The organism is Gilliamella sp. B2828, assembly GCF_026537125.1.
Classification (GTDB): domain Bacteria; phylum Pseudomonadota; class Gammaproteobacteria; order Enterobacterales; family Orbaceae; genus Gilliamella.
The window spans coordinates 67,168-87,232 of record NZ_JAFNMU010000008.1 but is presented as its reverse complement, the minus strand read 5'-3'; the positions used below and the strand labels follow the sequence as shown (position 1 = coordinate 87,232).

Sequence of the window (20,065 nt, the reverse complement as noted above, 5' to 3'; positions counted from 1 at the left end):
AAAAAATAGCACGCCTATGCGTGCTATTTATATTCTAGCCTTTCACAAAGCTATTGCTGTTCTTCTGCTGAGTTAAGTAATTCAGCTAAGTTAGCTGTTGCTTCTTCTGCAGAAATTGTTGTTTGAATATCATCAGTCGATGGCATTGCTCGTTTACGCATACGTTCTTTATGATAAGCATAACCAGTACCAGCTGGAATTAATCGACCAACAATTACATTTTCTTTTAAGCCACGTAATTCATCATTTTTACCAGCAACTGCTGCTTCGGTTAATACGCGCGTAGTTTCTTGGAACGACGCCGCAGATATAAACGATTCAGTCGTTAGTGATGCTTTAGTAATACCAAGCAGATCGTGTAAGTAAACAATAGGTTCTTTTCCTTGCGCTTCAAGTTCACGGTTAATAATCTTCAAGCGTGAAACCTCAAGCTGTTCCCCATCAAGTAAACGAGAACTGCCTGGATGAATAACCGTTGCTTTACGTAACATCTGACGAACGATAACTTCAATATGTTTATCGTTGATCTTTACACCTTGTAGACGATAAACTTCCTGAACTTCGTTAACAATGTAACGTGTAACCGCATTTACACCACGTAAACGTAGAATATCGTGAGCTGATTCAGGACCATCCGAAATCACATCGCCACGACCAACTTGTTCACCTTCAAATACGTTAAGTTGACGCCATTTAGGAATCATCTCTTCATATGGCTCACTACCATCTAATGGTGTAATAATTAATCGACGTTTACCTTTGGTTTCTTTACCAAATGAGATAATACCATCAATTTCAGCAAGTATAGCAGGTTCTTTCGGTTTACGAGCTTCAAACAAGTCAGCAACACGTGGTAAACCACCTGTAATATCTTTGGTACCAACAGATGCCTGTGGAATACGAGCAAGTGTATCACCAATATTGATTTCAGCTCCATCTTCTAATTGAACTAACGCTTTACCTGGTAAGAAGTATTGTGCAAGCATTTCAGTGCCAGCGACATAAATATCATCACCTTTGGCATCCACAATTTTGATTGCTGGACGTAGATCTTTACCTACACCAGTCCGCTCAGCCACATCTAATATCGCTATAGATGATAAACCTGTTAACTCATCTGTTTGACGCGTAATAGTTTGACCATCAACCATATCAACAAAACGTACGAAACCTTTTGCTTCAGAGATAACTGGCATAGTATGTGGATCCCAGTTCGCAATTGTTTCACCAGCTTCAACTGCTGAACCATTACCTTTACTTAAAATCGAACCGTAAGGAACTTTGTAGGTTTCTTTCATTCGACCTAATTCATCGATAATCGTTAATTCAGCATTACGTGAAGTAATTACTAATTTCTTATCTGGATTAGTCACAAACTTCGCATTAGTTAATTTAATGCTACCTTTGTTTTTAACTTGAACACTTGATTCTGCTGCTGCTCGAGATGCTGCACCACCGATATGGAATGTACGCATGGTTAACTGTGTACCCGGTTCACCGATTGACTGAGCCGCGATAACACCGATTGCTTCACCTTTGTTAACCAAGTGACCACGAGCTAGATCACGACCATAGCATTTTGCACAAACACCAAAATCAGTATCGCATGAAACTACTGAACGTACTTTCACACTATCAACAGATTCAGCTTCTAGTAAATCACAATAGCTTTCATCTAGCAGTGTATTGCGAGGAATTAAGATATCCGCGCCACCTGGTTTTAATACATCTTCAGCTGTTACACGACCTAATACGCGTTCACGTAGTGGCTCTTTAACATCACCACCTTCAATTACTGGTGTCATTACTACACCTTCTAACGTACCGCAATCATCTTCAATAACTACTAAATCTTGAGCTACGTCAACTAAACGGCGTGTTAAGTAACCTGAGTTCGCAGTTTTTAAGGCGGTATCAGCAAGACCTTTACGTGCACCATGGGTAGAAATAAAGTACTGAAGTACGTTTAATCCTTCACGGAAGTTTGCCGTAATTGGTGTTTCGATAATTGAACCATCTGGTTTCGCCATCAAACCACGCATACCAGCTAACTGACGAATCTGAGCTGCAGAACCACGAGCACCAGAGTCAGCCATCATATAGATACTGTTGAAAGAAGATTGAACCTCTTCTTCACCATCACGATTAATGACTTTTTCTGTGGATAAGTTATCCATCATCGCTTTAGCGACACGCTCATTAGCTGCGGCCCAAATATCGATAACTTTGTTATAACGTTCACCAGCAGTAACTAAACCTGATTGGAACTGTTCTTGAATTTCAGCAACTTCAATTTCTGCTTCGTTGATGATTTGTAATTTCTTCGCAGGAATTTCCATATCATCAATACCAACTGAAACACCTGAACGAGCTGCATAAGCAAAACCTGTATACATTACTTGGTCAGCTAAAATTACAGTTTCTTTCATACCTAATTGGCGATAACAAATATTTAAAATTCGTGAAATCGCTTTTTTACCTAGTGGTTGATTAATAACTGAGAAGCTCATACCTTTAGGCATAATTAACCATAAAATAGCACGACCAACTGTAGTATCAACCACAGAAGTTGTATCTTCCCACTCACCAATACTATTACGGTGGCTTTCAGTAATACGTACTTTAACTTTAGCATGTAGCTCAACAAGACCTAAGCGATACAGTTTTTCTGCTTCTTTAGGTCCGGTTAAAATCATGCCTTCCCCTTTCGCATTAATTTTATCACGAGTCATGTAGTAAAGACCTAATACCACGTCCTGAGAAGGAACAATGATAGGCTCACCACTCGCAGGCGAAAGAATGTTGTTGGTTGACATCATTAACGCACGCGCTTCTAATTGAGCTTCTAACGTTAATGGTACGTGAACTGCCATTTGGTCACCATCGAAGTCAGCATTGAATGCCGCACAAACTAATGGATGTAATTGGATCGCTTTACCTTCAATTAGGATAGGTTCAAATGCCTGAATACCTAATCGGTGAAGTGTTGGTGCACGGTTTAGTAATACCGGATGTTCACGGATAACTTCATCTAAGATATCCCAAACAATTGCATCTTCACGTTCAACCATTTTCTTGGCTGCTTTAATGGTAGTTGCATAACCACGGCGTTCTAATTTTCCGTAAATAAATGGTTTGAATAATTCAAGTGCCATTTTTTTCGGTAAACCACATTGGTGTAAACGTAAATATGGACCTACAGTAATTACTGAACGTCCTGAATAGTCAACACGTTTACCTAATAGGTTTTGACGGAAACGACCTTGCTTACCTTTAATCATGTCAGCAAGTGATTTTAAAGGGCGTTTGTTTGATCCTGTAATTGCACGACCACGACGACCATTATCTAATAATGCATCAACCGATTCTTGTAGCATACGTTTTTCGTTACGTACGATAATATCTGGCGCAGCCAAATCTAATAAACGTTTTAAACGGTTATTACGGTTGATTACACGACGATAAAGATCATTTAAATCTGATGTTGCAAAACGTCCACCATCAAGTGGTACTAATGGGCGCAAATCAGGTGGTAATACTGGTAATACATTTAAAATCATCCATTCAGGTTTATTTTCTGATTGAATAAATGCTTCAATGATCTTAATACGTTTAGTTAATTTTTTACGTTTAGTTTCAGAATTCGTTGTTGCTAATTCGTCACGTAGTGCTTCGCATTCTGCTTGAACATCTATGTTACGTAATAATTCTTGGATAGCTTCTGCACCCATACGTGCATCGAACTCATCACCAAATTCTTCTAACGCATCTAAATACTGTTCTTCAGTTAAAATCTGACCACGTTCTAAATTGGTCATACCACCATCAAGAACCATAAATGATTCAAAATAAAGCACACGTTCAATATCACGTAGAGGCATATCAAGTAGTAAACCAATACGAGATGGTAATGATTTTAAAAACCAAATATGTGCAGTTGGAGAAGCAAGCTCAATGTGACCCATACGTTCACGACGTACTTTAGCTTGAGTGACTTCTACACCACATTTTTCACAAATTACACCACGGTGTTTTAAACGTTTATATTTTCCACATAAACATTCATAATCTTTCACTGGCCCAAAAATACGGGCACAAAACAATCCATCACGTTCAGGTTTAAACGTACGATAATTGATTGTTTCAGGTTTTTTGACTTCACCAAAAGACCATGAACGAATCATATCAGGAGAGGCAAGACCTATCTTGATAGCGTCAAAATCTTCAGTTTTAGTTTGTGCTTTTAGAAACTTTAGTAAGTCTTTCACAATTGACTCCTATGGAGTTAAATCAATTAGATAACTTATTATTGCTAATAAGTTATCCCTATAAATAGAAATCATTTGAACTAGAGAAGGTTACTCTTCGTCTAACTCGATATTAATACCTAACGAACGAATCTCTTTTAACAATACATTGAATGATTCTGGTATCGCAGGTTCCATACGATGATCACCATCTACAATATTTTTGTACATTTTAGTACGGCCGTTCACGTCATCTGACTTGACTGTTAACATTTCTTGTAAAGTATAAGCAGCACCATATGCCTCAAGTGCCCATACTTCCATCTCACCGAAACGTTGACCGCCGAATTGAGCTTTACCACCCAATGGTTGTTGAGTAACCAGACTGTATGAACCAGTAGAACGAGCATGCATTTTGTCATCAACTAAGTGATTTAATTTGAGCATATACATGTAACCAACGGTTACAGGACGTTCAAATTGCTCACCTGTACGGCCATCATACAGCGTAATTTGCCCTGACGTTGGTAAGTCACCAAGTTCAAGTAACGCCTTAATTTCTTGCTCTTTAGCACCATCAAATACTGGTGTAGCAAGTGGCATGCCATTACGTAAGTTTTGTGCCAGTGTCATGACTTCTTGATCAGTAAATTCTGCAACATTAACTTTTTGTGCAGCACCTAAGCCAAGATCATACGCTTTTTGGATAAATTCGCGTAATTTAGCTAATTCTTGCTGTTCTTTTAGCATTGCATCGATCTTCTGACCAATACCTTTAGCCGCCATACCTAAGTGAGTTTCAAGGATCTGTCCGATATTCATACGAGACGGAACACCCAATGGATTTAGTACGATATCAACAGGACGACCTTTGTCATCATATGGCATATCCTCAATTGGATTAATTTTAGAAATAACCCCTTTGTTACCATGACGACCTGCCATCTTATCACCAGGCTGGATTTGACGTTTAACAGCTAAGTAAACTTTAACAATTTTTAACACCCCAGGTTGTAAATCATCACCTTGAGTGATCTTCATGCGTTTAGCTTCAAGTTTTTTGTTAAATTCTGCTTTGATTTCTTCGTGCTGTTCTGCAAGCTGCTCTAATTGAGCTTGTTTCTCTTCATTTGCAATACCAATTGTTAACCACTTTTCACGTGGTAACACATCTAATTTATCAGCTTTAATACCACCAGCAATTAATACATCACGGATACGAGCAAACAAAGCAGCTTCTAAAATGTTAAGTTCTTCAGTTAAATCTTTACGTGCTTGTTTTAATTGCATATCTTCAATTTCAAGTGCACGTTTATCTTTTTGCACCCCATCACGCGTAAAGACTTGAACATCAATTACTGTACCAGAAACACCATTTGGTACACGTAAAGAAGTATCTTTAACATCAGACGCTTTTTCACCAAAAATCGCACGTAGTAGTTTTTCTTCAGGAGTTAATTGAGTTTCACCTTTTGGTGTCACCTTACCAACCAGAATATCACCGCCTTTAACTTCAGCACCGATATAAACAATACCTGATTCATCCAGTTTAGAAAGGGCTGCTTCACCTACATTTGGAATATCAGCAGTAATTTCTTCTGCACCAAGTTTAGTATCACGAGATACGCAAGAAAGTTCTTGAATATGAATCGAAGTAAAACGGTCATCTTGTACCACTTTTTCAGAGACTAAAATGGAATCCTCAAAGTTATAACCATTCCATGGCATGAATGCCACGCGCATGTTTTGACCTAATGCTAATTCACCTAGATCAGTTGATGGACCATCAGCAAGAACATCACCTCGCTCAACTTTTTCTCCTAATTCCACACATGGAATTTGATTGATACAAGTATTTTGGTTAGAACGGGTATATTTAGTTAAGTTATAAATATCAATACCGGTTTCGCCAGCGTACATTTCATCATCGTTAACATTAATTACAATGCGTGATGCATCAACATACTGAACGGTACCTCCACGACGAGCTACTGCCGTTACACCAGAGTCAACCGCTACAGCCCTTTCCATACCAGTACCAACAAATGGTTTTTCCGCTTTTAATGTCGGTACCGCTTGACGTTGCATGTTCGCACCCATTAAGGCACGGTTCGCATCATCATGCTCTAAGAATGGAATTAATGAAGCACCAACCGATACGATTTGCTGAGTTGATACGTCCATATAATGAACTTGTTCAGGACTATATAAACCAGACTCACCATTTAAACGGCAAGTCACTAAATCTTCTTTGAAACGTCCGTCTTCATCAAGATTCGAGTTAGCCTGAGCAATAACAAATTCGCTCTCATCAATCGCTGATAAATAATTAATTTCATCAGTTACAATACCATCAATCACACGGCGATATGGAGTTTCTAAAAAGCCATACTCATTAGTGCGAGAATAAACTGCTAATGAGTTAATCAAACCAATGTTCGGACCTTCAGGTGTTTCAATCGGGCACACACGACCGTAATGGGTAGGATGTACGTCACGAACTTCAAATCCTGCACGTTCACGAGTTAAACCACCTGGACCTAATGCTGAAATACGACGTTTGTGAGTAATTTCAGATAATGGATTGTTTTGATCCATAAACTGAGATAATTGACTAGAACCAAAGAACTCACGGATTGCAGCTGAGATCGGTTTAGCATTGATCATATCTTGTGGCATAAGTGAATCTAGATCGCCTAAAGATAAACGTTCTTTAACAGCACGCTCTACACGTACTAAACCAATACGGAATTGGTTTTCTGCCATTTCACCAACGCTACGAATACGACGATTACCTAAATGATCAATATCATCAACTTCACCATGACCGTTACGAATGCCGATTAATTTCTTCATTACGTCAACGATATCATCTTTTGTCAAGACGCTTTCGCCTTCGATATCTTCACGACCTAAAGAACGATTAAATTTCATTCTACCCACAGCTGACAAATCATAACGCTCATCAGAGAAGAATAAATTATCAAATAATGCTTCAGCCGCTTCTTTTGTTGGTGGTTCACCAGGGCGCATCATACGATAAATTTCAACTAATGCACCTAATCGATCACGAGTTGAATCAACATTTAAAGTTTCAGAAATAAATGGTCCATGATCAAGATCATTTGTAAATAATGTTTCGATCTTTCTATGACCAGCATTAGTTAATTCAAGCAATAACTCTAATGAAATTGGTGTATTAGCAAAAGCAATAACTTCACCTGTCGCTTCATTGACATAATTTTTAGCTAGAACTTTATTAACTATATATTCAACAGGTACGTCAATTTTAGTAACGTTATCTTTGTCCAATTCACGTATATGACGAGCCGTAATACGACGACCTTTTTCAGCATAAACTTTACCTTTTGATTCGATATCAAAAAGAGCTGTTTCACCACGTAAACGTTCAGGAACAAGATCCATTTTCAGTTTGGATTTGCCCACTTCAAAAATAGTTTTTTCGAAGAAAATATCTAGAATCTCTTCTGTTTCATAACCTAAGGCACGTAAAATAATTGTTGCTGGAAGTTTACGACGACGGTCAATACGGGCAAAAAGATTATCTTTTGGATCAAATTCAAAATCAAGCCAAGAGCCACGATAAGGAATAATCCGAGCATTATATAAAACTTTACCAGAAGAGTGTGTTTTACCTTTATCACTATCAAAGAACACACCAGGACTACGATGTAATTGTGATACGATTACACGTTCTGTACCGTTGATCACAAACGTACCATTATCCGTCATTAAAGGAATTTCGCCCATGTAGACGTCTTGCTCTTTAATATCTTTTACTGTTCCTTCTGGCGCATCTTTATCATAAATAACTAAACGTAATTTTACGCGCAACGGTGCTGAGTAAGTGATTCCCCTAATTTGACATTCTTTAACATCAAACACAGGTTCGCCCATTTTAAAGCTCACGTATTGTAACTCAGCGTTACCACTATAACTTTTTATCGGAAATATTGAACGGAATGCGGCTTCTAAGCCATATTGACCTTCTGGATCTTGCTCAATAAATTTCTGGAACGAATCAAGTTGAATAGAAAGAAGATACGGTATATCCAAGACTTGTGGACGCTTACCAAAATTCTTACGAATTCGTTTTTTCTCGGTATAAGAGTAAACCATTAGTTCCTCAACTTGCTTATCTGCTATTTTAGCATGATTAAATATTCATCAGGGGGTACTACCTTCAAATAATAACGCCTGACACCTCATCGAAAATATCTTTAAATATCAATTGATTAGGCTTAGAAAATATACAATTTCTTTATTACTTTTTATTGATAATCTTCAAATAAAATTCTTTGACTTTTTACAGCGCAAAAAGGCTGGAGGTAAAAAACCCCCAGCCATTTAGGTTGCTATCGATAAACTTATTTAAGTTCGACAACCGCACCAGATTCTTCAAGTGCCTTTTTAAGTTCATCTGCATCAGCTTTGCTAACGCCTTCTTTAACAGTTGCTGGAGCTGATTCAACAAGATCTTTAGCTTCTTTCAAGCCTAAACCTGTTGCACCACGAACTGCTTTGATAACAGCTACTTTGTTAGCACCAACTTCTTTTAAGATTACATCAAATTCAGTTTTCTCTTCTGCTGCTTCAGCTGGACCAGCTGCTGCAACTGCCACAGCTGCTGCTGCAGAAACGCCAAATTTTTCTTCCATCATTGATACAAGTTTAACAACGTCCATTACAGACATTTCGGCAACTGCATCTAAAATTTGTTCTTTAGTGATAGACATAATATAGTTTCCCAAATTTACAATTTTTATTAATTAATAAAGTTCACAATCATACTGCGATTAAGCAGCTTCTTTTTGATCGCGAACTGCTGCAAGAGTACGAACCAATTTGCCAGCTGCGGCTTCTTTCATGGTTGACATCAAGCGTGCTAATGCTTCTTCATAAGTAGGTAATGTTGCTAAGCGATCAATATTCGCTGCAGTAATCAACTCACCTTCAAAGGCTGCGGCTTTAATCTCAAATTTATCATTTTCTTTAGCAAACGCTTTAAAAATACGCGCTGCAGCACCTGGGTGCTCATTTGAAAATGCAATTAGAGTTGGACCAACAAACGTATCTTTTAAACACTCGTATTGAGTTCCCTCAACAACTCGGCGTAAAAGCGTATTACGAACAACACGCATATAAACACCAGCTTCACGAGCAGACTTACGTAATGCAGTCATTTTTTCTACAGTTACGCCACGAGAATCAGCAACAACTGCAGAAAGCGCACCTTTGGCGATTTCGTTAACTTCAGCAACAATTTCTTGTTTATTTTGAAGATTTAGTGCCATTGGTATTGCTCCTGGATTAAACTAGGCAAAGCCTAGACTGATTTTAACTAGCTACACATGTAGCTAGCATAACCACGATGAGCAGAATCCCTCTATTATATCTATCAGGCTCTGTCACCGTCTACGTAGGAAAATTAAGTAGTTAAAATTCAACTACACCTACGGTCTTGGACGGGGTCTGGTTAAGGCCAGACACCAACCGATTCTTATTGTTTAATTAACAAAGGTAATTAAACCGTTGCATTTAAAGTTGCTTGATCAATAGCAACTCCAGCACCCATTGTAGTAGAAAGGCTAACTTTCTTCACAAATACACCTTTAGAAGAGGCTGGTTTTGCTCGTTTTAAAGCAACAAGTAATGCTTCTAAATTTTCTTTAAGCTTCGCTGCATCAAAGTCAGCTTTACCGATAGTTGTATGGATAATACCATTTTTATCATTACGGTAACGAATCTGACCAGCTTTAGCATTTTTAACAGCTTCTGCAACATTAGGCGTTACAGTACCAACTTTAGGATTTGGCATTAAACCACGTGGTCCTAAAATTTGACCTAATTGACCAACAACACGCATAGCGTCTGGTGATGCAATAACTACATCAAAATCCATTTCGCCCTTCTTGATTTGATCAGCTAGATCATCCATTCCAACTAGTTCTGCGCCAGCTTCTTTAGCTGCTTCTGCATTTGCACCTTGAGTAAATACAGCAACGCGGACACTACGACCAGTACCGTGTGGAAGTACAATTGCACCACGTACATTCTGATCTGATTTACGTGAATCAATACCTAAATTAACAGCAACATCAACACTTTCTGTAAATTTAGCTGTTGCAAGTTCTTTCAATAAAGCAATAGCTTCATTAATCTCATATTGTTTAGTCGCATTCACTTTTTCGCGGATAAGTTTAGCTTTCTTAGATAATTTAGCCATTAATTAACCCTCCACTTCCAAGCCCATTGAACGAGCAGTTCCTTCAATAGAACGCATCATTGTTTCAATGGTAGCACCATTCATATCTGCAGCTTTTAATTCAGCAATTTCGCGAATCTGAGCACTCGTTACTTTACCTACTTTTTTCTTGTTTGGTTCACCAGAACCAGACTTAATTTTAGCAGCTTTTTTTAATAAAACCGCAGCAGGAGGAGTTTTAGTTACAAATGTAAATGAACGGTCAGAATATACTGTAATAACAACAGGAATAGGTAAACCTTTTTCCATGCTTTCAGTTTTTGCATTAAATGCTTTACAGAATTCCATAATATTAACACCATGTTGACCAAGTGCAGGACCAACTGGCGGACTAGGATTCGCTGCACCAGCTGCAACTTGCAACTTGATGTAAGCTTGTACTTTTTTTGCCATTTTTAATTTTCCTTTTCTCGGGTGCAAACGCCTCTATTAATAATAGCTATTAATAAATAGACAGCTCCCCTAAGTTAAATGAGGGCGAAATTATCCTATAACTTAAAACAAAAATCAAGATTTATTTAAAACCGGATAAATGAAAAGCAGAACCACTAGTTCTGCTTTCTTGCCATCAAATTATAGTACGTTAATTGCATTAAGTTCTTTAAATGCAAGCTCTAAACGTGCAACTAAAGAATCTTGACCTTTACGTAACCATACACGAGGATCGTAATATTTTTTATTTGGAGCGTCAGGACCTTCAGGATTACCTAATTGTCCTTGTAAGTAAGCTTCATTTGCTTTGTAGTAATCTAAAATACCAGCCCAGTTAGCCCATTGTGTATCAGTATCAATATTCATTTTGATAACACCATAGTTTACCGCTTCTGCAATTTCTTCTGGAGTAGAACCAGAACCACCATGGAACACAAAGTTCAATGATTTTTCAGGTAGATTAAACTTTTCTGATACATATTTTTGTGAATTATCGAGAATTTTTGGCGTTAATTTAACGTTACCTGGTTTATAAACACCATGTACGTTACCAAATGAAGCAGCAATAGTGAAACGAGGACTAATTGCACTCAAACGTTCATAAGCATAAGCAACATCTTCTGGTTGAGTATAAAGTGCTGAACTATCCATATGGCTATTATCAACACCATCTTCTTCACCACCAGTACAACCTAATTCTAATTCTAATGTCATTTTCATTGCCGACATACGAGCAAGGTATTGACAACAAATATCAATGTTATCTTTTAATGTTTCTTCTGAAAGATCGATCATATGAGAAGAAAACAATGGTTTACCTGTTTTAGCAAAATGAGTTTCGCCAGCATCAAGTAATCCGTCAACCCAAGGCAGTAATTTTTTCGCACAATGGTCAGTATGTACAATAACAGGTACGCCATATTTTTCTGCTATTAGATGAACATGTTTAGCACCAGATACAGCACCTAACACTGCACACTCTTGACCTTCAAGTTTTAAACCTTTACCTGCGATAAATTGTGCACCACCATTGGAAAACTGAACAATAACAGGAGACCCCACTTTAGCTGCGGTTTCAATAACTGCATTGATTGTATTTGTATCAACACAGTTCACCGCTGGTAGCGCAAAATTATTTTCACGTGCAATTTGGAACACTTTTTGAACATCATCACCAGTTACTACGCCAGGTTTAACGACATCAGAAATTTTTGTAACCATTTTATTACCTATAAATTTATTAATATAAAAAGTAGTAAGGATGAGTAATTAGCTCATCCTTACTTTTAAACTATAATATTATGCTTTTGCTCTTTCTTCTAACATTGCAACGGCTGGAAGTTTTTTACCTTCAACGAATTCTAGGAAAGCACCACCGCCGGTTGAAATATAAGAGATTTTATCTTCAATACCGAATAAATCAATTGCCGCTAATGTATCACCTCCACCGGCAATTGAAAAACCTTGGCTATCAGCAATTGCCTTGGCAACAATTTCAGTACCACGACGGAAATTAGGGAATTCAAATACGCCTACCGGGCCATTCCATAGGATTGTTTTTGCATTCTTGATAATATTTGCTAATACTTCTGCTGATTTATCTCCCAAATCAAGAATTTGTTCATTTTCTTTAACGTCTTTCACTGATTTTTCAGTTGCGGTAGCTGTTTCACTAAATTCAGTGGCAACTCGTACATCAGTAGGCACAGGAATTTCACAGTTAGCCATTAATTTTTTAGCTTCAGGAATTAAATCGGCTTCGTAAAGTGATTTACCAACATTATAACCTTCCGCTGCAATGAAAGTATTAGCAATACCACCGCCAACAATAATTTGGTCGGCAATTTTTGAAAGTGAATCAAGAACAGTTAATTTAGTTGATACTTTTGAACCGGCAACAATGGCAACCATTGGTCTTGCAGGGTTATCAAGCGCTTTACCTAAGGCATCTAACTCAGCAGCTAATAATGGACCTGCACAAGCAATAGGTGCAAATTTACCCACACCATGCGTTGAAGCTTGAGCACGGTGAGCTGTGCCAAACGCATCCATTACATAAATGTCGCAAAGTGCAGCGTATTTTTTAGATAAAGTTTCATCATCTTTACCTTCACCGACATTAAAACGAACATTTTCAAGAACAACTAATTCGCCCTCTTTAACATCCACGCCATCAAGGTAATCTTTTACTAAACGAACAGGGAAAGATACATGTTCTTTTAAATAATCAACAACTGGTTGTAATGAAAATTCTGGGTTATACTCGCCTTCCGTTGGACGACCAATATGAGAAGTAACCATTACTTTAGCACCTTTCTTGATCGCTTCTTCAATAGTCGGTAGTGATGCCTTAATTCGCGCATCAGAGGTTACTTTACCATTTTTAACTGGCACATTAAGATCTGAACGAATAAATAAACGTTTTCCATTTAGATCAAGATCTTGCATTCTAATAATAGACATGTGACTTCCTCTTATAAATATCAATATAATAAAATTGTGACTATTCTAACATAAAATTTTCTTTTAGGTTACAACCATTATTGCTCATATACTGAACATCTGCCGGAAATAAAAAATTTGTTATCTTAGTAAAAATTTTTATACAACAGCATTGACAATAGGCAGAAAATCAGGCATATTTTGCCGCCTTATTAATATGTAATTTTTATCTAAACTTGGGAGTTGACTTTGGCTAATATCAAATCAGCTAAGAAACGTGCGGTTCAATCCGAAAAACGCCGTAAACATAATGCTAGTAACCGTTCAATGATGCGTACTTATATTAAAAAAGTTTACGCAGCTGTTGCAGCTGGTGATAAACAAACAGCTGAAGTGGCATTCAAAGACATGCAAGCAGTTGTTGATCGTCAAGCGGCTCGTGGCTTAATCCACAAAAATAAAGCTGCACGCCATAAAGCGAATTTAATTAAGCAGATTAAAGCATTGGCTTAATGCCATTATCTGTTAACTATTGCAGTTAGAAAGAATAATAAAAAGTGGTGTAAGCCACTTTTTTTATTTGTATACTAATCCGTTATTCGATATTAATAAGAGAGTATATTGTGGTTCAGCGTGATTATGTAAGAAAAAAGAGCCGATCAAAAAAAAATAACTCACGAAATAAGCCTAATTTAATGATATTTTTGGCCATTATTATCATTATTCTATTTTCTACTATTCTCTATTATATTGTGAATAACAAACCAACTCAATCTGTCAAACCCCCAAAAGTAAAAACACAACCTCCGGCAATAACATTACCTGAACGGCCACAAGAACGTTGGACTTATCTTAAAGAGTTAGAAACTCCCAATGCTAGTTATGGTTCAAGATCAATCGCGAGTGAACGACAACAAATTTTAGATAGTTTTGTTAATAACTCACGTCCAGTGGCGCCGACTAAAAATAATAATGTAACCAAACAAGAAATTCCCACATCTACAACTACGCAAGATTTTAGTACTTCAAATAAATGGATATTGAAATGTGGAGCATTCAAAGATAAAGCTAATGCTGAAACCCTTAAAGCGAGAATCGCGATGATTGGCATCAGTGGTAATGTATCTTCAGGTCAATTATATCGAGTCACAGCGGGGCAATATACAAATAAAAATGAGGCAAATAAGGCATTAAACTCATTAAAAAATAATGGGATTAATGATTGTATTATTTCTAACTAAAAAGAAAAATATGAAATCATTCAAAAATATACAGTTATTCACTAAAATGTTATGGTTGCGTATCAATCAAGACCGTTTAACCACGTCTTCTGCTGGATTAGCTTATACAACAATCCTTGCTTTAGTGCCACTTATTACTGTTATATTTTCTCTACTCTCTGCTTTCCCTATGTTTGATGAGGTCAGTTTTTCATTAAAAAAAATAATTTATAACAATCTGGTTCCTACCGCTAGTGACACTATCGAAAATTACTTAGAACAATTTATTGGCAATACCAAAAAAATGACCTTTATGGGTATAATTGGTCTAATAGTTACATCGCTTTTATTAATCAATTCAATTAATACCGCGCTAAATCACATATGGAAAACCAAAAAAAAGCGATCATTCATGTACAATCTAACGATGTATTGGACGATATTAACTTTAGGTCCTATTTTAGCAGGTTCAAGTGTTGCAATAAGTTCATATATATTTTCATTAAAATGGCTTTCTACTGCTGCACCGGGTAACTTTCTACTCAGTACCCTACCTTTTTTTATATCTGTGGCTGGTTTTTGGCTGCTTTATAGTATTATTCCAACTGAATCTGTGCCTTTCAAAGAGTCCATGGTCGGAGCCATTGTTGCAGCGATTTTATTTGAACTAGGAAAACGAGCATTTGCTCTATATATAACTTCATTCCCAACTTATCAACTTATTTATGGGGTTGTATCATCAATTCCCATTATGTTGGTTTGGATCTATTTTTCTTGGTGCATTGTTTTGTTTGGTGCCGAATTTGCAGCAACTTTAACTGACTTTAATCGCAAAAAGCACATAGTTGAAAATCAATCATTACCAGAGTAATTACTTTATGATCGCCTTAATTCAACGCGTTAAACAAGCTAGTGTTACTGTTAATAATCAAATTATTGGACAGATTAATCATGGATTACTAGTATTATTAGGTATAGAAAAAGAAGATAACGAGCAAAAAGCAATACGTTTATGTGAAAAAGTACTAGGGTATCGAATCTTTAGTGATAGTGAAGGTAAAATGAATTTAAATGTTACTCAAACTAATGGTGATCTTTTAGTTGTTTCTCAATTTACACTTGCAGCCGATACGCATAAGGGAATGCGCCCTAGTTTTACTAAAGGTGCAAAACCCGAGGAAGCCAATAAACTATACCAATTTTTTATTGAACAGTGTAAAAAGCAAATTAATACACAAACAGGACAATTTGCAGCTGATATGCAAGTTTCTTTGATAAACGATGGACCAGTGACATTCTGGTTAGAGGTCTAACCAGAATCGTAATATTAAATATTATGTCCCCATGTAGAAACATAATATTTATAGTTGTTTATTTATTGAAGGTTTTTTAACATTTCTATTTCTGAATGATTTTCAACCAAACCTAATTTATTCAGTTTGTTAACATAAAATTGTTTTACATCACTCCATAGGTAATAAGGATAGATATCTGATTTTACAGGTAAATGTACTTCTCGTTCATTTAGCAATACTTTAATCAAAATAGGTTGATGGGTTTGCTTGCTTTTATAAAAAAGCCATTGAATGTTTGCTCCCATAGGAATAATTTTATCTGCTTTCCATACAGTAGGATAATCAAATAGTGTTTTAGTAACATTAGCAGAACCTTCAATTTCAAGTAAAGTGGCTAATGGCGAAATCGTTTCAGCATGTGCAAAGCGCAAATTAGCATCCACATTATTATCTTTTATTGCCTTATCGGCAGAATGAATCATATCCCATAATAATGGTGCAGCAATTTTAATTTGAATACCTGTATTATTAAAGGCAGGGCCTATCTGCAAATAATTTTTTGCAGTAACAACCGTGTTATACCATTCCTTTTGTTCTGATGAAAAATAACGGTCTAATTCAAGATGATTATCCGTTAAAACTTGTGGCGAAAAAGCCTGTAATTCTTGATACAATTGGTATATTGCAATAACAAAATCTGATGTTTTTACTGATGCATCCTCAGATACCTCTAACCCTTTTTTTAATTTATTTAAAAAAGATTTCTTAAAAATGCCTTTGGCAACTTGTTTACTCATCTGTTCGGTTCGAGAAGCATACTCAATCGATTTCACAGCATTTTTAACGGTCTGACTTTTTTTATATTCACTATAAGCGGGAGAATACTCAAAAAAGCGTAATAATGTTTGTTCATTATCTGGTTGTTGAACAACATGAATATTGGGATATTTAACTTTAAAAGATTTAATAAAAATTTCTGCTGTCTCTTTTGCTCTAGGAGAGCTAGTTGAAATAACTTCAATTTTTTGTCCTTTAAATACCGATGGATTATTTTCCAACATCCGTCTACTGATCAAACTAATGTCTGTGCGACCCAGATTAGTGAGCTGACCATAGTGGTTCTGATTTAATTGCTTAATGATAATGAGTTGACTTAGTAGATCTTTTCCTGAATTGGTCAATTGGTGCTGACTATCAGCCAATGATAAAATGTGATAAGCAAGATCCTCATGCTTTGACTTACTGATATAGCGAGAACCATGGCGTCCAATATGATCAATATAAAAAGCTTGATAGCCTGTGGGAGCAGAAGTAAGAATTTGTTTAGGATCGTATGGATAAGCTGTTTTGGAACCAGCGATCACATAGGGTTGAGCAAAACTTAATGAAGTAAAGGTAAATAAAAAAACTGTTAATAGCTTACGAGAACCCAGTATAATCATATTTGTATCTCCATTTAGATACTAATCAGGATTAAGATAAAAAACGGTCAATAAATGCCTTAAATAACAATATCCGTTTCATATATTAACACAGCAGACCCACTAAACTTGATTAATAGTAAAATTTTACGATAAAAGATGATTATTTTTATAACACTCTTTTATTTTTTGTAAAAAAGATTATCTTATTAGGCACTCAAAATAACTTCCATTTTATTAATTAAAAATAATGAAATTATATGGCCTTTCTGGCACCAAAATTAGCTGTGCATTTATTTCAGCATGTATAAGTACCCCTTATAATACAACTCGTTTTTTTAAAGACTTAATTGCAGGGATAACCGTTGGTATTATTGCTATACCACTAGCAATGGCTCTTGCAATTGCCAGTGGAGTTCCGCCACAACATGGGCTTTATACCGCAATTATAGCTGGTCTTGTTATTGCTCTAACGGGAGGATCACGTTTTAGTGTATCCGGACCTACAGCCGCATTTGTAGTTATTTTATATCCAGTATCATTACAATATGGTATATCCGGATTATTAATTGCAACATTATTATCAGGTGTTTTTCTAATATTAATGGGCATGATTCGATTAGGACGATTAATTGAATATATTCCATTACCTGTCGTATTAGGTTTTACCTCAGGCATTGCTATTACCATCGCCACCATGCAAATTAAAGATTTCTTTGGTTTAACTCTTGAACATATGCCTGAAAGTTATATAAGTAAAGTTATTGAATTAGCTAAGACTTTACCATCCATTAATATTGCAGATACAATTGTCGGAATGGTAACACTGATTATTTTAATTGTATGGCCAAAATTTCGAGTAAAAATATCCGGTCATCTACCAGCTTTGGTTGCAGGTATTATTATCATGTTTATTTTAAATCAATTCGGCTTTCAAATTGAAACCATAGGCTCAAGATTCACCTACACACTTGCTGATAATACTACCGGTCGTGGTATTCCTTCAGTACTACCTGAATTTGTTTTACCATGGGAAAATGCTGAATTTAATTGGGATTGGACGACACTTTCAGCTTTACTTCCGATTTCACTTACTATGGCAATGTTATGTGCCATTGAATCACTGCTTTGCGCTGTAGTATTAGATGAAATGACCCACACTAAACATCACTCAAACAGCGAACTGATAGGTCAAGGTTTAGGCAATATTATTGCTCCATTTTTTGGTGGTATTTCGGCTACTGCTGCTATCGCACGTTCAGCTGCGAATGTTAAGGCTGGTGCTACATCACCTATCGCAGCAGTCTTACATTCATTGGTAGTATTACTTGCTCTTATTTGCTTTGCACCACTTTTATCTTATATTCCACTATCAGCAATGGCTGCTCTGTTATTAATAGTAGCATGGAATATGAGTGCTGTGCAGCGGGTAATATATATCATCAAATGTGCACCTAAAGATGATATTTTAATTATGTTTATCTGTATGACACTGACCGTATTGTTTGATATGGTTATTGCAATTACACTTGGAATAGTACTGGCTTCCATATTATTTATGCGTCGTATTGCTAGAATGACTCGTTTAGTTGAACTAAATCGGAGTGATAATAAAACTTTAATTTTACGTGTTAATGGACCACTGTTTTTTGCTGCTGCAGAAAAAACTTTTGCTGAGCTTTATAAAAAAATTAACGGTTATGAGCATATTATATTACAATGGGATGCCGTACCAATTCTTGACGCTGGCGGACTTAATGCCTTAATACATTTTATTGATGAATTGCCAGAACACGTTGATTTATCAATATGTGAGTTGCAATTTCAGCCATTAAAAACATTAGCTCGCGCAAAAATTGTACCTATCCCCAATAAACTAATGTTCTTCTCAACATTAGATGAAGCATTGAAGGATAAAGAGTAGTTTCATCGTAGTTTTTATGTTATTTAATAAGTAAGTAGTAAGATCTGTGGTACATCTAAAAATACTACAGATCAGTAGTAATCATTACCTCCGCGATCTTTCTTTTCTATTGCTAACTATGATTAGCAATTCTACGATCAGAAAGATGTTTTATTTAAATGTAAACTTAAATATAAAAGTAGGAAAATAATATGATATGTGATGAAAATAACGTTCAATATATAAAACAAAAATCCAATTGGTTAATTGTAGTAGGCATTATTTTAATTGTATTAGGGTGTTTAGCCTTAGGTTATCAATTAATTGCAACTGTTTTTTCTGTCTATTTTATTGGTGCATTAATTTTAATAGCAGGAATTGCACAAACAATAAATTCATTTAACCTCAAAGGTTTTGGTCAAACGGCATTATGGACAATAATAGGTATTTTATACATTATTGTTGGCTTAATATCTTTTTTTCGACCGATTGCGGTTTCATCAGCTTTAACTTTAGTGATCTCCATCTTGCTGATTATGAGTGGCTTTACGCAAATTTTTGCTTCTTTTAGTAATCGAAATTTACCACGTTGGGGATGGGTACTCACTTCTGGTATTATTACCCTAATTTTAGGTTTGATGATTATTACTGGCTGGCCATATGATAGTCTTTGGGTATTAGGAATGTTTTTAGGTATAGACCTTATATTCCAAGGTTTTGCATATGTAGCTATTGGTTTTGCAATAAAAAACTGATAGTTTAATACTAAAGGGTTGCTTAAATTGCTATTGATCCAATTTAAGCTACCCTTATCTATTG

15 protein-coding genes are annotated in these 20,065 nt (G+C 36.2%); 6 read left to right on the top strand and 9 right to left on the bottom strand.

The genetic code is table 11. From position 1 onward, the window contains the following. Positions 1-50: 50 nt before the first annotated feature. The 8 genes from rpoC to pgk form a co-directional block, all read right to left on the bottom strand. A complete protein-coding gene (gene rpoC / locus J3U19_RS08290; protein ID WP_267341265.1) occupies positions 51-4,268 on the bottom strand; it encodes a DNA-directed RNA polymerase subunit beta' in 4,218 nt (1,405 codons plus the stop codon). A 90-nt stretch (positions 4,269-4,358) separates the two neighbouring features. Further along, on the bottom strand, positions 4,359-8,387 hold the full coding sequence (rpoB, locus tag J3U19_RS08285) for a DNA-directed RNA polymerase subunit beta (RefSeq protein WP_267341264.1): 4,029 nt from the start codon (positions 8,385-8,387) through the stop codon (positions 4,359-4,361). 248 nt (positions 8,388-8,635) lie between these two features. Next, positions 8,636-9,004: a 50S ribosomal protein L7/L12 gene (rplL, locus tag J3U19_RS08280; RefSeq protein ID WP_267346014.1), complete on the bottom strand. Its 369-nt coding sequence runs from the start codon at positions 9,002-9,004 to the stop codon at positions 8,636-8,638. Positions 9,005-9,064: 60 nt separating this feature from the next. Continuing rightward, positions 9,065-9,562: a 50S ribosomal protein L10 gene (gene rplJ / locus J3U19_RS08275; RefSeq protein WP_025316516.1), complete on the bottom strand. Its 498-nt coding sequence runs from the start codon at positions 9,560-9,562 to the stop codon at positions 9,065-9,067. A gap of 230 nt (positions 9,563-9,792) precedes the next feature. Further along, a complete protein-coding gene (rplA, locus tag J3U19_RS08270; protein WP_065603964.1) occupies positions 9,793-10,494 on the bottom strand; it encodes a 50S ribosomal protein L1 in 702 nt (233 codons plus the stop codon). A gap of 3 nt (positions 10,495-10,497) precedes the next feature. Then, the gene (gene rplK / locus J3U19_RS08265; RefSeq protein ID WP_034884321.1) at positions 10,498-10,926 is read right to left on the bottom strand and encodes a 50S ribosomal protein L11; all 429 of its coding nucleotides are present in this window, start codon (positions 10,924-10,926) and stop codon (positions 10,498-10,500) included. 180 nt (positions 10,927-11,106) lie between these two features. After that, positions 11,107-12,186: a class II fructose-bisphosphate aldolase gene (gene fbaA / locus J3U19_RS08260; RefSeq protein ID WP_267341263.1), complete on the bottom strand. Its 1,080-nt coding sequence runs from the start codon at positions 12,184-12,186 to the stop codon at positions 11,107-11,109. Positions 12,187-12,264: 78 nt separating this feature from the next. Further along, a complete protein-coding gene (pgk, locus tag J3U19_RS08255) occupies positions 12,265-13,428 on the bottom strand; it encodes a phosphoglycerate kinase (protein ID WP_267341262.1) in 1,164 nt (387 codons plus the stop codon). A gap of 228 nt (positions 13,429-13,656) precedes the next feature. Here pgk and rpsT point away from each other — a divergent pair, with 228 nt between their 5' ends. From rpsT to dtd, 4 genes are all read left to right on the top strand, one after another. Further along, positions 13,657-13,920, top strand: a complete 264-nt coding sequence (gene rpsT, locus J3U19_RS08250) for a 30S ribosomal protein S20 (RefSeq protein WP_025316521.1) — start codon at positions 13,657-13,659, stop codon at positions 13,918-13,920. Positions 13,921-14,030: 110 nt separating this feature from the next. After that, positions 14,031-14,648: an SPOR domain-containing protein gene (locus J3U19_RS08245; RefSeq protein ID WP_267346013.1), complete on the top strand. Its 618-nt coding sequence runs from the start codon at positions 14,031-14,033 to the stop codon at positions 14,646-14,648. A 10-nt stretch (positions 14,649-14,658) separates the two neighbouring features. Next, positions 14,659-15,498, top strand: a complete 840-nt coding sequence (locus tag J3U19_RS08240; RefSeq protein WP_267346012.1) for a virulence factor BrkB family protein — start codon at positions 14,659-14,661, stop codon at positions 15,496-15,498. A 7-nt stretch (positions 15,499-15,505) separates the two neighbouring features. Beyond that, a complete protein-coding gene (gene dtd / locus J3U19_RS08235; RefSeq protein ID WP_267341259.1) occupies positions 15,506-15,940 on the top strand; it encodes a D-aminoacyl-tRNA deacylase in 435 nt (144 codons plus the stop codon). Between the two features lie 62 nt (positions 15,941-16,002). Here the strand turns inward: dtd and J3U19_RS08230 are convergent, their stop codons facing one another. After that, the gene (locus J3U19_RS08230; protein WP_267341257.1) at positions 16,003-17,364 is read right to left on the bottom strand and encodes a histidine-type phosphatase; all 1,362 of its coding nucleotides are present in this window, start codon (positions 17,362-17,364) and stop codon (positions 16,003-16,005) included. 229 nt (positions 17,365-17,593) lie between these two features. Here J3U19_RS08230 and dauA point away from each other — a divergent pair, with 229 nt between their 5' ends. Together dauA and J3U19_RS08220 are read left to right on the top strand one after the other, a co-directional pair. After that, positions 17,594-19,267, top strand: coding sequence for a C4-dicarboxylic acid transporter DauA (gene dauA / locus J3U19_RS08225; protein WP_267341255.1), 1,674 nt, complete (start codon positions 17,594-17,596; stop codon positions 19,265-19,267). A gap of 191 nt (positions 19,268-19,458) precedes the next feature. Next, on the top strand, positions 19,459-20,001 hold the full coding sequence (locus J3U19_RS08220) for an HdeD family acid-resistance protein (protein WP_267341254.1): 543 nt from the start codon (positions 19,459-19,461) through the stop codon (positions 19,999-20,001). Positions 20,002-20,065 lie beyond the last annotated feature (64 nt).

What these genes read in the sequence shown, in the direction of transcription:
- rpoB (WP_267341264.1), bottom strand. Translation starts at nt 8,387, where the DNA reads ATGGTTTACTCTTATACCGAGAAAAAACGAATTCGTAAGAATTTTGGT.
- rplL (WP_267346014.1), bottom strand. Translation starts at nt 9,004, where the DNA reads ATGTCTATCACTAAAGAACAAATTTTAGATGCAGTTGCCGAAATGTCT.
- rplJ (WP_025316516.1), bottom strand. Translation starts at nt 9,562, where the DNA reads ATGGCACTAAATCTTCAAAATAAACAAGAAATTGTTGCTGAAGTTAAC.
- rplA (WP_065603964.1), bottom strand. Translation starts at nt 10,494, where the DNA reads ATGGCTAAATTATCTAAGAAAGCTAAACTTATCCGCGAAAAAGTGAAT.
- rplK (WP_034884321.1), bottom strand. Translation starts at nt 10,926, where the DNA reads ATGGCAAAAAAAGTACAAGCTTACATCAAGTTGCAAGTTGCAGCTGGT.
- fbaA (WP_267341263.1), bottom strand. Translation starts at nt 12,186, where the DNA reads ATGGTTACAAAAATTTCTGATGTCGTTAAACCTGGCGTAGTAACTGGT.
- pgk (WP_267341262.1), bottom strand. Translation starts at nt 13,428, where the DNA reads ATGTCTATTATTAGAATGCAAGATCTTGATCTAAATGGAAAACGTTTA.
- J3U19_RS08240 (WP_267346012.1), top strand. Translation starts at nt 14,659, where the DNA reads ATGAAATCATTCAAAAATATACAGTTATTCACTAAAATGTTATGGTTG.
- dtd (WP_267341259.1), top strand. Translation starts at nt 15,506, where the DNA reads ATGATCGCCTTAATTCAACGCGTTAAACAAGCTAGTGTTACTGTTAAT.
- J3U19_RS08230 (WP_267341257.1), bottom strand. Translation starts at nt 17,364, where the DNA reads ATGATTATACTGGGTTCTCGTAAGCTATTAACAGTTTTTTTATTTACC.
- dauA (WP_267341255.1), top strand. Translation starts at nt 17,594, where the DNA reads ATGAAATTATATGGCCTTTCTGGCACCAAAATTAGCTGTGCATTTATT.
- J3U19_RS08220 (WP_267341254.1), top strand. Translation starts at nt 19,459, where the DNA reads ATGATATGTGATGAAAATAACGTTCAATATATAAAACAAAAATCCAAT.